Annotated in this window: 13 protein-coding genes; 12 read left to right on the top strand and 1 reads right to left on the bottom strand. The window is 43.8% G+C overall.

The annotated features are described in order from the left end of the window. Nucleotides 1-133 precede the first annotated feature (133 nt). From gpmM to N473_RS04020, 5 genes are all read left to right on the top strand, one after another. Nucleotides 134-1678, top strand: a complete 1545-nt coding sequence (gene gpmM / locus N473_RS04040; protein WP_063366818.1) for a 2,3-bisphosphoglycerate-independent phosphoglycerate mutase — start codon at nt 134-136, stop codon at nt 1676-1678. 2 nt (nt 1679-1680) lie between these two features. Beyond that, nucleotides 1681-2826 carry a murein hydrolase activator EnvC family protein gene (locus N473_RS04035; protein WP_063366817.1) on the top strand — a complete coding sequence of 382 codons (1146 nt, stop codon included), beginning with the start codon at nt 1681-1683 and terminating at the stop codon, nt 2824-2826. A gap of 38 nt (nt 2827-2864) precedes the next feature. Next, the gene (locus N473_RS04030) at nt 2865-4088 is read left to right on the top strand and encodes a S41 family peptidase (protein ID WP_063366816.1); all 1224 of its coding nucleotides are present in this window, start codon (nt 2865-2867) and stop codon (nt 4086-4088) included. A gap of 146 nt (nt 4089-4234) precedes the next feature. Further along, a complete protein-coding gene (locus tag N473_RS04025; RefSeq protein ID WP_063366924.1) occupies nt 4235-4960 on the top strand; it encodes a divergent polysaccharide deacetylase family protein in 726 nt (241 codons plus the stop codon). A 97-nt stretch (nt 4961-5057) separates the two neighbouring features. Further along, nucleotides 5058-5477: an HPP family protein gene (locus tag N473_RS04020; RefSeq protein ID WP_063366815.1), complete on the top strand. Its 420-nt coding sequence runs from the start codon at nt 5058-5060 to the stop codon at nt 5475-5477. Nucleotides 5478-5527: 50 nt separating this feature from the next. Here the strand turns inward: N473_RS04020 and pepB are convergent, their stop codons facing one another. Further along, nucleotides 5528-6823, bottom strand: coding sequence for an aminopeptidase PepB (gene pepB / locus N473_RS04015; protein ID WP_063366814.1), 1296 nt, complete (start codon nt 6821-6823; stop codon nt 5528-5530). 82 nt (nt 6824-6905) lie between these two features. On the opposite strand from pepB, the gene sfsA reads away from it, so the two are divergent. The 7 genes from sfsA (at nt 6906) to panC (ending at nt 13082) form a co-directional block, all read left to right on the top strand. Then, entirely contained in the window at nt 6906-7613 is a 708-nt protein-coding gene (sfsA, locus tag N473_RS04010; RefSeq protein WP_063366813.1) for a DNA/RNA nuclease SfsA, read from the top strand. Between the two features lie 164 nt (nt 7614-7777). After that, the gene (gene dksA / locus N473_RS04005) at nt 7778-8221 is read left to right on the top strand and encodes an RNA polymerase-binding protein DksA (RefSeq protein WP_039611892.1); all 444 of its coding nucleotides are present in this window, start codon (nt 7778-7780) and stop codon (nt 8219-8221) included. A 45-nt stretch (nt 8222-8266) separates the two neighbouring features. Further along, nucleotides 8267-9232 carry a tRNA glutamyl-Q(34) synthetase GluQRS gene (gluQRS, locus tag N473_RS04000; protein ID WP_063366812.1) on the top strand — a complete coding sequence of 322 codons (966 nt, stop codon included), beginning with the start codon at nt 8267-8269 and terminating at the stop codon, nt 9230-9232. Between the two features lie 342 nt (nt 9233-9574). Continuing rightward, nucleotides 9575-10936, top strand: coding sequence for a polynucleotide adenylyltransferase PcnB (gene pcnB / locus N473_RS03995; protein ID WP_052262817.1), 1362 nt, complete (start codon nt 9575-9577; stop codon nt 10934-10936). Then, on the top strand, nt 10933-11439 hold the full coding sequence (gene folK / locus N473_RS03990) for a 2-amino-4-hydroxy-6-hydroxymethyldihydropteridine diphosphokinase (RefSeq protein WP_063366811.1): 507 nt from the start codon (nt 10933-10935) through the stop codon (nt 11437-11439). Before pcnB ends, folK begins: the two co-directional genes overlap by 4 nt. Beyond that, on the top strand, nt 11440-12234 hold the full coding sequence (panB, locus tag N473_RS03985; protein ID WP_063366810.1) for a 3-methyl-2-oxobutanoate hydroxymethyltransferase: 795 nt from the start codon (nt 11440-11442) through the stop codon (nt 12232-12234). Next, a complete protein-coding gene (panC, locus tag N473_RS03980; RefSeq protein WP_063366809.1) occupies nt 12234-13082 on the top strand; it encodes a pantoate--beta-alanine ligase in 849 nt (282 codons plus the stop codon). Before panB ends, panC begins: the two co-directional genes overlap by 1 nt. Nucleotides 13083-13123: the final 41 nt, after the last annotated feature.

Here is a 13123-nt window from a genome sequence, read left to right as displayed (position 1 = left end):
CTGAGCGCTTTATATCAAAGGTGTTACCATTAGATTAATCAATCTTGAACATAAATCACCAGCATAGGGCTGAATTTTCGTGCTAAACAGGGTATTCTATGCGCCATCTATCGTGCATTTTTCAGGAGCCCAAATGACTACGAAGAAAAAACCACTGGTACTTATCATTTTAGATGGCTGGGGATACAGAGAAGAAACACAAAGCAACGCTATCCTAGCAGCTAACACACCTGTACTTGATGAGCTTTGGCAATCACAACCAACGACGCTAATTTCAGGGTCAGGTCTAGATGTCGGTTTGCCTGACGGCCAAATGGGTAACTCTGAAGTAGGTCATGTAAATTTGGGAGCCGGTCGAATTGTATACCAAGACTTCACTCGCATTACTAAAGCGATTGATGACGGTGAATTTGCCCATAATCCGACTCTAGTAAAAAGTATTGATGACGCCGTCGCACAAGGCAAAGCAGTCCACTTGATGGGCTTACTTAGCCCAGGTGGCGTGCATAGTCATGAAGATCACATCGTGGCAAGCATAGAACTTGCCTCGCAGCGCGGTGCAAAAGACATTTACTTCCATGCTTTTTTAGATGGTCGTGATACGCCACCTCGCAGTGCACAAGCCTCTATTGAGCGAATTCAATCTCTATTCAAAACACTGGGTACAGGCCGATTAGCCACCATTGTTGGTCGCTATTATGCAATGGACCGTGATAATCGCTGGGAACGTGTTGAGCAAGCTTACAACCTCATGGTTTGCGGTGAAGCCAAGTTTGATTTTACCGATGGTGTAGCAGCACTAGAAGCGGCATATCAACGCGATGAAAATGATGAGTTTGTCCAAGCGACGACCATCACACCTGAAGGTCAACATGCTGCACAAATCAACGATGGTGATGCAGTGTTATTTTTAAACTTTAGAGCAGACCGCGCCAGACAGATGACCCGTGCATTTGTGGATACGGATTTTACTGGTTTTGAGAAGAAAAAAGCCCCCGTACTTAGCAGTTTTGTAATGATGACGGAATACGCAGCAGACATCGATGCACCTATCGCGTTTGCCCCAGAAAAGTTAAATAATGTGCTGGGCGAATGGCTTGCCAAACATAACAAAACACAGCTTCGTATTTCAGAAACAGAAAAGTACGCGCACGTTACGTTCTTTTTCAGTGGCGGCCGCGAAGACTTATTTGAAGGTGAAAAGCGCGAGCTCATTCCGTCACCTCAAGTCGCCACATATGACTTACAGCCTGAAATGAACTCTGAAATGCTGACCGATAAGCTTATCGAAGCGATTAAAGGCGGTGAGTATGATGCCATTATTTGTAACTATCCAAATGGTGACATGGTAGGCCACTCTGGCGTATTTGACGCCGCTGTTAAAGCTTGTGAAGCCGTTGACAATTGCATCGGTCGTGTCGTCGCGGCATTGAAAGAACATGGTGGTGAAGCCCTGATCACAGCAGACCATGGTAATGCTGAACAAATGCAAGATCCCAGCACTGGTCAAGCACATACCGCGCATACGAGCGAGCCTGTACCATTTATTTACGTGGGTCGTGATGCAGAGCCACAAACCAATAAAACGCTTAGCGATGTCGCGCCAACTATGCTGCATTTGATGGGCTTAGAGCAACCAGCTGAAATGACTGGTTCGCCAATAATGCGTTTAAAATAAATATGGTAAGGGGCATACTTACCCGCTTAGTGTGTGTGATTTCATTGTTCTCGGCTTTTGCCGAGGCCAATGAATCGCAAACCAAAGCAGATCTCGTCGCCGTTCAGGCCGAATTAAAAAAAAGCCAAGCTGCATATCAAAAACAACAAGCATCATTTAGTGCATTGAAGCAGCGCTTGCAGTCTTTTGAGCTCGAAATTGCCCGCAGTGCTAAGGCTTTGACACTCACCCAGCAGGGAATAAGTGAAAATAAACAGCAGCAGTATGCATTGGAGCAAGAAAGAAATCAGCTCAATCGCCGTAAGCAAAGGTTGCAAAAATTATTGGCTGCACAACTAAAAAGTGCTTATGTCACAGGTAGCCATGACTACTCTAAGATGCTGCTAAATCAACAAAAAACCGCTGCGCTAGAACGTACAATTAGTTACTATGACTATTTCAACAAAGCGCGGATCGCACAACTCGAAGAACTTAAGTTAGTCTTTGTTGAACTGGAGAAAAACCAGCAAGCGCTGACCAAGACTCAACAACAACTGATTGCACTACTTGAGCAACAGCAGATCCGACAAAATGACTTACAACTTGCTCAAAAGCAGCGCCAAGCGCATTTGAATAAGCTCAACGATAAACTAACTGAAACACAATCAGCCATCGCCTACCTAGAAGAGAATGAGACCACGTTAAAGACCACATTAGAGTCTTTAGCTGAAGTTCAAGCTCCCTCTGAAAAGGTTTTTATTGCTCAGCTTGACGGTTTGCAGCGGCTTAAAGGCAAGTTGGCATGGCCACTCAAAGGAAGAATAAGCAAACGTTTCGGCCAAAGTAAACATGCTGGCATGAGCTGGAAAGGCGTCATCATAAAAGGCCAAACAGGCACTGAAGTAAACAGTGTTGCCCCTGGTCATGTTGTATATGCTGACTGGCTCAACGGTTTTGGCTGGGTCATTGTACTGGATCATGGAAAAGGGTTTATGAGCTTATATGGACACGCACAAACCTTACTTAAAGACGTGGGTGACCATGTCAATCCCGGTGACGCAATCGCATTAGTGGGACAAAGCGGCGGACAACAAAATCCTGGGCTATACTTCGAAATACGGCATAAAGGAAGCGCTGTGAATCCAGTTAAATGGTGCAGATCAAGTTAAATGAATAACCTATGCTGCCCCGTCACTAGGAGCAGCATATGAAATATTGTGTCTCTATTTCCCCGCCCGACAACCTAAAACGCGCGCTGACGTTTCTATGCGTGTTAATAATTTCGCTGGTGTTCTCCAGTGTTCAAGCTAAGCAAATTAGCCACGCACATATGGAAGAAATTCTTTACCATATTCAAACATACTATGTCGAAGAAGTACCAACTTCACATATTAGACAACATAACTTCAATGAACTCTTTGAACAATTAGACCCCTACTCAAAATATTTAAATGAGCATGAGTTGGAAACTTTATTCAGCGCTACAAATGGCCGTTATACAGGTATTGGCATTGAAGTTGAGGAAGTCGAAAACCGCATCGTCATTGTAGATACACTCCCCGGCTCCCCTGCTGAACAAGCAGGTATTGAAGGCGGTGACAAACTTGTCGCCGTTAACACCCATGATGTCACCAATAAAAGCATCTCCGAAGTGTCTAAATTACTGCGCGAGGCAAAGTTATCTATAATTCATATTACAGTGGAGCGTGAAGAGGCTAATGTAACTCTGGCACTTAGGCGTCAAGAAATTACCCTTGAGAGCGTCACAAGTAAATTACTCAAAGGGGATATCGGGTATATTTCTATCTCATCCTTTAATAACCACAGTTATCATGACGTCGCCAGACACATTAATATGCTGTTTGCGCACACAGGACTGTCTCTCAATGGTTTAGTGATCGATCTGAGAGATAACCCAGGAGGTACGCTGAATAGCGCTGTGGCCATTTCAGATTTATTTTTACAAAGTGGGGTCATCGTGACCACCAAAGGGCGCTTTTTTGATGCCAACCAAAAGTTTTACGCGGTGCAAGGTGATATTTTAAATGGCGCGCCAATATTAGTCTTGATCAATAAGCAGTCGGCATCTGCCGCCGAAATTCTAGCTGGTGCATTACAAGACAATAAACGAGCACTAATCTTAGGACAAGGATCATTTGGTAAAGGCTCAGTACAGTCTTTGATCCCCATAGGAAATGGGACCAGCGCGCTAAAACTGACGACGGCACGTTACTATACCCCATCTGGGCAATCCATCGAGGGGACAGGCATACAGCCCGACATTGAGTATAGTAAAAACACGCTCACAAGCCTCAATAAGACAGCTATAATGAGCAATGATAAAGCCAATAAAGACTTGTATACTCGGCTTGAAAAACACTGGCATGCGGCACGCCAATTAGTTGTAAAACAACAACCTACAGTAAATTAAAAAATATTAAAGACGCTTTTAACCGTATAAAAAACATGCTAACTTAGTTGGTAAAAGCGTCGGCCATAACTGTGTCGTCCCAAATATAATACTAAACTGTGATTTAACTTGTGCGCTTAAAACAATTTGCTTTGTCACTCATATTGATGATGACTTTTGCTTGTGATGCCAAGCAAATTGCCATTGTCATTGACGATATTGGAAACCACCAAAGAGACCTGGAGTTACTTAACTTACCGGGCGAAATTACGTATGCGCTTCTCCCCCACACTCCCTTTTCGCAGCATTTCGCATATCAAGCCGCTTTAAAAAATAAAGAACTTATATTACATATCCCTATGCAGTCATTGGATAACAAAGCATTGGGGCCAGGCGGCTTAACGCTCGACATGAAAAAATGGCAGCTACAGAAGACGCTGGGCCATGCCCTGTCTAGTCTCCCCCATGTAAAAGGGGTCAATAATCACATGGGCTCAGCACTCACGCAATACGATGAACCGATGAAGTGGACAATGGAAGTACTTAAAAAGCGCTCGCTATACTTTTTAGACAGCCGTACCACGCCTTATAGCCAAGCACAGACAATCGCTAACCTCTATGGTGTAAACAATATTGCAAGGCATGTCTTTTTAGATAATGAACTTGAAAATGCTAAGTTAGAAATACAGTTAGAACAGCTCAAAACCATTGCTACTGAGCAAGGCTATGCCATAGGTATTGCTCATCCATACCCACAAACCCAGCAATTTTTAACACATGCTTTGCGTGAGTTACAAGATCAAGGATTTGAACTCGTGCCACTCTCAACACTCGTTGAGAGTAAGTATATTCGACTAGCCGCATTGCAAAAACCAACTCTGCACACTCACTAGCCACAGTAATTGACAGCGACTTTATTGATCTAGACGCAGGAAAACCGCGCCATTATCAGTTATACATATTAATAAGCTTCACTGATAGGACAAAACCATGCTGCATACTGTTGAACAGCTCATGACCCCAGATCCACTGGCTGTTAAATCATCACATACTTTGCACGATGCCCACAACTTGATGCGAGAAAAAAACATTCGACATATTCCCGTTATTGACGACGATGGTCATTTAGTTGGCATGTTAACGCAGAAAATTATGATTGCTAAAGTCATGAATATTTTATCAACTTATGGCAACTTGGCATTAGAGCGAAAAGAAAAACAGGAAAAGGTCAGTGAGGTCATGGCGGAAGATTTCGCCAGTGTCACCCCACAGCAAAATCTCCATGAAGTGGTGAATTACTTTGTTGAAAATCGCCATGGCTGCATGCCCGTGGTCGACGACAATAATAAGTTGTTAGGTATTTTAACATCATCAGATTTTGTACGCCTCGCTGCTGCACTGCTTTCATAGCGCTAAATCTAACAAAAAAGCCTCTGTATTAGAGGCTTTTTAAACTGCAATTATGCTTTGGCAATCAACGTGCGAGCCACTGTTCGCATCCCCATCGTTGTTGCGCCAGACGCCCACTGAGCACCAGCGTTGTTTTGGAAGCTTGCAGCAAGGTCAATATGCACCCAACCTTGGCCTTCATTAGGTACAAAGCGAGATAAGAAGCCAGCCGCATTGGAAGCACCGCCATAGCCACCGCCTTTTTGCGCACGGCTATTGGCTGTATCAGCATAAGCCGAAGGACAGTTATTTTGGTGCCACTTTTCAAGTGGTAGTGGCCATGCAGCTTCGAATTCTTCGCTGGCAAATTGCTGCACTTCACTTACAAGCTCTTTGTCTAAACCAAACAACGCATTGTACTCTTGACCAACAGCCATCAACGCCGCACCGGTTAGTGTTGCCGCATCGATGATCAATGGTGCACCCGTTTCGCCTGCTGCCATTAAACCGTCAGCAAGTACTAAACGACCTTCAGCATCTGTGTTAACAATCTCAACCGTAGTGCCATTTTTATAAGTTAAGATATCACCTAGCTTGTATGCATGACCTGAGATCAAGTTTTCTGCGCAACACAAGAACAACTTGATACGCTTATCGATACCACGCTCTATTGCCAACGCAAGACCTGCTGTTACCGTTGCAGCGCCGCCCATGTCACACTTCATCGTCAACATGCCTTCGCTCGGCTTGATTGAGTAACCGCCTGAGTCAAAAGTAATACCTTTACCCACAAGCGCCGCGCTCACAGGGGCATCTTCATCACCCGTTGGGTTGAAGTCTAATTCAAGTAGCACTGGCGCTCGCTCGCTACCACGACCAACTTCATGAATACCAATCCATTGATGCTCTAACAATGCATCGCCTTTGATAATTTGATAGCTCACATGCTCTGGTGCCAAAGACTGGATAAATTCAGCCGCTTTACCAGCAAGGCTCTCTGGGTAAATATCTTCTGCAGTGCCATTAATCATTTGGCGCATCCACGTCGCAGCCTGCTTTAAAGCCTGTAGTTCATTTAAATCTGATTGTGCATTATCAACAAAAGTAACTGGATCAAGCTGCTTTGGACTGACAAAGCCTTGATAAAAGGCCCATTGAGACTCTGTACACCATGTATCGCCACTTAACGCTACCGCAGGGATCCCCTGTTGTGCTAGGCTACGAGCCGCTTTTTGAATATGCTTAAGGGTTTCTTGTTCAGTTAAATGAATCGTTGCACCCTGCTCATCAAAAGACAAAGATGCATTGTTACCCCAATGAGTTGCTGGAGCCTGTTCACTTAAGCGAACAATAAATTTATCAGACATATAGGTTTTCACTCTTACGCTTGTAGTTGCTAGTCAGTTTACACTAGTAGCCTCTTAGCCCCAAAACGAATGCGACTAAACAATGAAATTTTCATCCCAACTCCAAAGTGCCACCTTACTAAAGCGTTATAAACGATTTTTAGTCGACTTACGTAGTAATGATGGTGAAGAGTTCACAGTACACTGTGCTAATACAGGTAAAATGACTGGCTGTGCAGAGCGCGGGTTTAAGGCTTATTACTCAACTAGTGACAATGTAAAGCGAAAATACCCACACTCATTGGAGCTCACACAAGATAACCAAGGCCACCTTATTTGTGTCAATACAGCAATGGCTAACAAGGTGGCCTATGAAGCAATTAAACACAATTGTATTGAACAGCTGACTGAGTACCAAGACATCAGCAGTGAAGTAAAGTACGGCAATGAGAATAGTCGTATTGATATTTTACTCTCTGGTGATGGCAAGCCTGAGTGCTATGTTGAAGTGAAGTCAGTCACACTACTACACGAAGGGAAAGGATACTTTCCTGATGCTGAAACTGTGCGAGGTCAAAAGCATCTAAGAGAATTGATCCATATAAAACATCAGGGTAAGCGTGCCGTGCTATTATTTATAGTTATGCATAACGGCATTGACTCAGTCCAAGCTGCTGCGCATATTGATAAAAAATATGCTCAACTGTTGGCCCAAGCGAAAAGCGAAGGGGTTGAAATATATGCCTATAAAGCAAAAGTGACACCCGAAGAGGTGAAAGTAATTGAACAAGTATCTGTGTTAGATACTTGAAAAAAAAAACTTCACCCTCATATCACTGCCGTTAAAAACCTCATCCCAACGGCTTGTTTTATAACAGGGACAATGCAAAAAGTGTTTGCTAAGGGTTGAAGATTTTGCTATTTATAGCCGCCGGCGTTAGCTGGGGTTGTTTATTAAGGATTTAGGAGAATGCTATGCCAGACCAGAAAAAACTAGGGTTATTGGCTCAGGCCGGTTTAGAACCTTACCAAGAAAAGCCGGGCGAAGAATACATGGGCGAGGCACAGCTAGCTCATTTTAAAAAAATATTAGAAGCGTGGCGCAACGACCTTCGTAACGAAGTCGATCGCACCATGACCCACATGCAAGATGAAGCGGCAAATTTCCCTGATCCCGTCGACCGTGCAGCGCAAGAAGAAGAGTTTTCACTTGAATTGCGTACACGTGACCGCGAGCGTAAGCTGATCAAGAAAATTGAAAAGACGTTACAATTGATTGAAGAAGACGACTTCGGTTTTTGTAATTCATGTGGCATTGAGATTGGTATCCGCCGCTTAGAAGCACGTCCAACTGCAGACTTGTGTGTGGACTGTAAAACACTGGCTGAGATCAAAGAAAAGCAACAAGGTCGAGGTTAGTCCGAGTATTTAACCTGTACAATCGATAGGTTAGACTCGTCAGTTATGCAGACCCCAAAAACACTATACCCAGAGCAAACCAAATTATCTGCTCTGGGTACATCTTCTGTTTACCGTGGACGTTTTGCTCCATCCCCCTCTGGTTCACTTCATTTTGGCTCTTTGATAGCGGCACTTGCCAGTTATATCGATGCAAAGGCACACCATGGCCAATGGTTAGTCAGAATGGAAGATATTGATACACCTCGAGTTGTTAGAGGTGCTGCTGATGATATTCTTGCCACGCTTGAAGCCTATGGACTGTATTGGGATGAAGAAATCGTTTATCAAAGTCACAGACACTCGCTCTATCATGATGTCTTAAGTGACTTAACCACCAATTCGGATGTGTATGCATGTACCTGCACACGTAAACAAATTAAACAACGTGGCGGATTTTATGATAACCACTGCCGTGCCTCACAAAATCAATTTGATAACAATGCGCTACGGTTAAAACAAAACTGTCCGGTATACCAATTTGAAGATGCTCTGCAAGGTAGTGTTTCTATCCCTGAACCCATTGCTCAAGAAGACTATATCGTGAAACGCCGTGATGGCCTTTATGCATATCAATTGGTTGTTGTAGTCGATGATATAGAACAAAAAATTAGCCATGTTGTACGCGGTGCAGACTTACTCGAGCCAACAGCAAGGCAGTTAAGTTTATTTCAACAACTAGGGCATACGCCCCCTCATTATTTACACGTACCACTGGCCGTCGCTGAACCCGGATTTAAACTGTCTAAACAAAATCATGCCCCCGCAATTGACAATAAAGCGCCCTTGCCAGCCCTGAAAGCGGCATTAGCATTTTTAGGTTTTAACAGCATTGAGCTGAGTCACATAGACGAGGTCTCTGATGCGCTCAACTGGGCAACCCATGTTTACCAACGAGCGAACCTTCCTCAGCATAGAGAAATTCAAGTGAATCAACTCAGTGAGTTAGAATACCAGTTCCAACCTTTGTAACGCCTCACGCACTATACTCTATGAACTAAATGGTGAATCTCACCACAATTCAAGCAACTTATCTTATCATGAGCGCTGCGATTGTTATTGCTATCAAGAAAACAAACAGCTGTGGCTCATTGGCAATTCATATCATTCAATTTGGTTGAAAATTTAATCGCTATTTCGCCTCTGAAACTTCAATTTTAAGGCGTTTGAGTATATGATAGCGAGCCTTATGAATTCGCCTACACTTTAGAAAAAATAAAGCAGTATGCGAGATGAAAATATCAGTATAAATGATGCTACGGGTGGGGACTCAAAGTAGTTAGGAGAGTGGTTATTATTTCTAAAATATTCAAATTGTGTAGGCAAATTGTCGGTGCCAAGCAAGCGACGGGAACAGTTGAGGCCAAGTCAACACCTCAAATTATTCCACGCAGTGAGCACAACATCTCACGTAAACAATTTAGCCCCAATGCAATCAAAGTATTATATCGATTAAAAGACGGCGGTTATGACGCATACCTTGTCGGTGGTTGTATTCGGGATATTTTGTTAGGGATAGAACCAAAAGATTTTGATGTTGTGACAAACGCAACACCAGAGGAAGTCAAGCGCCTGTTTAGAAATTGCCGTCTAATTGGACGTCGATTCAGGCTAGCACATATTGTATTTGGTCGTGAAGTCATCGAAGTTGCAACTATGCGTGGCCATCATCAATCCAGCAAAGGCGATGACCCAACCAGCAAAGCCAGTGAACAGGGTCAATTATTGCGCGACAATGTTTATGGCACAATAGAAGAAGATGCGCAGCGTCGTGACTTCTCAATTAATGCTTTATACTACTCAGTCAATGATTTTGGCGTACGTGACTTTGCTGGTGGTATCGAAGCTATTAAAGCCAGACGTATTGAGTTGATTGGCGATCCTGAAACACGCTATCGTGAAGACCCTGTCAGAATGCTTCGTGCAGTGCGCTTTGCAACAAAGCTTGATATGGAAATCGCACCGGCAACACTCAACCCCATTTCTGAGCTAGCGCCGTTACTTGGTAATATTCCGCCAGCAAGGCTATTTGAGGAAACCCTTAAGCTATTTTTAGGTGGTAAAGCCGAAGCAAACTTTCTCATGCTCCGAGAGCTGGGACTATTCAAGCAACTTTTCCCAACCCTTGAAGAGATCCTTGAGCAAGACGAAAGCGAATTTGAAAGACGCTTTGTGCAGCAAATGTTTGCTAATACTGATGCACGCATTAATAACAACAAAAAAGTCACACCCGCGTTCATCTATGCTGCGCTGCTTTGGTTCCCATTACGTAAGCGTGCTGCGCTACTAGAGCAACAAGGTGTTACTGAATATGATGCATTCATGCAGGCAATTAGTCAGGTGCTCAGCGAGAATGCGCAAAGAGTCGCGGTGCCAAAGCGCTTTACTTTAGGTGCGAGAGATATTTGGCATATACAGCAACGCTTAGATAGACGAAGTGGACAACGCGCATATCGATTAAGCCTGCAACCTAAGTTCAAAGCATCATATGATTTCTTATTGTTGCGTGTTGAAAGTGGTGAGTCTGATCAACAACCATTGGCCGATTGGTGGACTGAATATCTCAAGCAAGATGTTAGCGGACAAAAAGATATGGTGAAAAACCTCGGCCAAAAAGATCGCCCAAAACGCAGATATCGTAATAAACCACGTAGAAAGCCAAAACAAGATTCATGAATATAGTGTACATCGGGCTTGGGGCAAACTTAGTTGACCCTCAAGCACAACTCGTTAAGGCGGTAAATGCCTTAAGCACACATCCGGCGATTAATGCTCTGGATGTGTCTAGTTTTTACGGCTCAAAACCTATGGGCCCGCAAGATCAACCTGATTATGTAAATGCAGTTGCGAGATTTGAAACTGCATTAGAGCCTGAAGTATTGTTAGATCAACTACAGGATATTGAACTACGTCAAGGTAGAGTGCGTAAAGATGAGCGCTGGGGCCCAAGAACCTTGGATCTAGATATTTTATTGTATAACAATGAAGTTATCTCCACCCCTCGTCTAACCGTGCCACATTATGGCCTGTGCGATAGAGAGTTTGTTGTATTCCCACTATTAGAGCTAGCCCCTCAACTGGTACTCCCTAATGGTCAAATACTCAAGCACATTGCTGAGAATTTACCAAAAAATGGCCTAACCACTATACCTAAAAAAGAAACAAAGGAGACACTTTAAATGGCTAAAGTTTCGGTTTCAACCTTGGCTAAGAAAAAGCAACAAGGTGAAAAAATCACAGCGTTAACGGCTTACGATGCCAGCTTTGCGAAGCTTTTTTACGACAATGGCGTTGATGTTGTTTTAGTTGGTGACTCACTTGGCATGGTATTACAAGGCGGTGATGACACACTAGCAGTGACAACAGCTGATATTGCCTATCACACTCGCAGTGTCAGAGCAGGCGCCAAAGAACTCTTTGTGATTGCTGATATGCCATTTATGAGTTACTCCAACCCAACACAAGCTTGCGAAAATGCAGCGACTTTAATGCGCAGCGGCGCAAATATGGTCAAGCTAGAAGGCGGTGCATGGCTTGTTGACTCGATTAAGCTCCTTACTCAGCAGGGTATTCCTGTTTGCGGTCACCTAGGTCTCACACCGCAATCTGTACATGTATTTGGTGGCTTTAAAATACAAGGCCGCGAGGAAGAACAAGCGCAACAAATGATTGCAGATGCACAAGGATTAGAGGCGGCAGGTGCGCAAATGCTTGTGATTGAATGCATTCCATCCAGTCTGGCAAAACGCATTACTGACGCTGTAAGCATTCCTGTTATTGGTATTGGCGCAGGGAAAGAAGTCGATGGTCAAATCTTAGTTATGCACGATTTAGTTGGTATTTCAGCGGGCTATATTCCTAAATTTTCTAAAAACTTCTTAGCCGAAACGGGTAACATGCCAGGCGCGGTTAAAAAATTCTGCGACGACGTCAAAACAGGCGCATTCCCAGGCAAAGATCACGAGTTTAACTAATGCAATCTATCACTGAAATAAAGTCATTACGTAGCCAGATAAAAGCGTGGCGTCAGCAGGACCTCAGTATTGCATTTGTACCAACCATGGGCAATTTGCATCAGGGGCATTTTTCGCTGGTTGAAAAAGCAAAAACCCTTGCAGACAAAGTGGTTGTAAGTATCTTCGTCAATCCAATGCAATTTGGAAAAAATGAAGACTTAAACAGCTACCCCCGTACACTTGTTCAGGATAAGCAAGGGCTTGCAGAACTGGGTACCGATATTGTCTTTACGCCAAGTGTTGAAACCATTTATCCAAATGGTCTAGCAGCACAGAGCTTTGTGGATGTACCTGGTGTATCTGAAGGCTATTGTGGAGGCAGTCGCACTGGTCACTTCCGTGGTGTTGCAACGGTTGTCACTAAACTATTCAACTTAGTGCAACCTGATTTTGCTTGCTTTGGAGAAAAAGACTACCAACAGCTCCAAGTCATTAAAACCATGGTTCATGACTTATCTATGCCGATTGAAATTATTGGTGTGCCCACGCAAAGAGAAGTCTCTGGGCTGGCGATGAGCTCACGTAACGGATACTTATCGGAGCAAGAAAAAGACGTTGCAAAAGTCCTGTATCAAGTGTTGTCCAAAACGGCGCGTGCGCTTGAATCGGGTGAACGAGACTTTTCAACTCTTGAAGCACAGGCAAAAGCAGAACTTGAAAAGGCAGGCCTTAAGCCGGATTATTTCTCCGTTGCACACAGGTTCACACTTCAACCACCAACACCAAGTGACAAAGACTTCGTCATTTTAGCGGCTGCATTTTTAGGCAGTGTTAGACTGATAGACAATATGCAAGTCAGTCAATAACATTATTGTGCTAAAGCGCTCATTGTGGGCGCTTTTGACAG

Source organism: Pseudoalteromonas luteoviolacea CPMOR-1, assembly GCF_001625685.1.
Taxonomy (GTDB): Bacteria; Pseudomonadota; Gammaproteobacteria; order Enterobacterales; family Alteromonadaceae; genus Pseudoalteromonas; species Pseudoalteromonas luteoviolacea_K.
This window is presented reverse-complemented; position numbering and strand designations above follow the sequence as displayed.

Excerpts from the sequence above, each read along its gene's own strand:
- gpmM (WP_063366818.1), top strand. The coding sequence starts at position 134 with ATGACTACGAAGAAAAAACCACTGGTACTTATCATTTTAGATGGCTGG.
- N473_RS04035 (WP_063366817.1), top strand. The coding sequence starts at position 1,681 with ATGGTAAGGGGCATACTTACCCGCTTAGTGTGTGTGATTTCATTGTTC.
- N473_RS04030 (WP_063366816.1), top strand. The coding sequence starts at position 2,865 with ATGAAATATTGTGTCTCTATTTCCCCGCCCGACAACCTAAAACGCGCG.
- N473_RS04025 (WP_063366924.1), top strand. The coding sequence starts at position 4,235 with ATGATGACTTTTGCTTGTGATGCCAAGCAAATTGCCATTGTCATTGAC.
- N473_RS04020 (WP_063366815.1), top strand. The coding sequence starts at position 5,058 with ATGCTGCATACTGTTGAACAGCTCATGACCCCAGATCCACTGGCTGTT.
- pepB (WP_063366814.1), bottom strand. The coding sequence starts at position 6,823 with ATGTCTGATAAATTTATTGTTCGCTTAAGTGAACAGGCTCCAGCAACT.
- sfsA (WP_063366813.1), top strand. The coding sequence starts at position 6,906 with ATGAAATTTTCATCCCAACTCCAAAGTGCCACCTTACTAAAGCGTTAT.
- dksA (WP_039611892.1), top strand. The coding sequence starts at position 7,778 with ATGCCAGACCAGAAAAAACTAGGGTTATTGGCTCAGGCCGGTTTAGAA.
- gluQRS (WP_063366812.1), top strand. The coding sequence starts at position 8,267 with ATGCAGACCCCAAAAACACTATACCCAGAGCAAACCAAATTATCTGCT.
- folK (WP_063366811.1), top strand. The coding sequence starts at position 10,933 with ATGAATATAGTGTACATCGGGCTTGGGGCAAACTTAGTTGACCCTCAA.
- panB (WP_063366810.1), top strand. The coding sequence starts at position 11,440 with ATGGCTAAAGTTTCGGTTTCAACCTTGGCTAAGAAAAAGCAACAAGGT.
- panC (WP_063366809.1), top strand. The coding sequence starts at position 12,234 with ATGCAATCTATCACTGAAATAAAGTCATTACGTAGCCAGATAAAAGCG.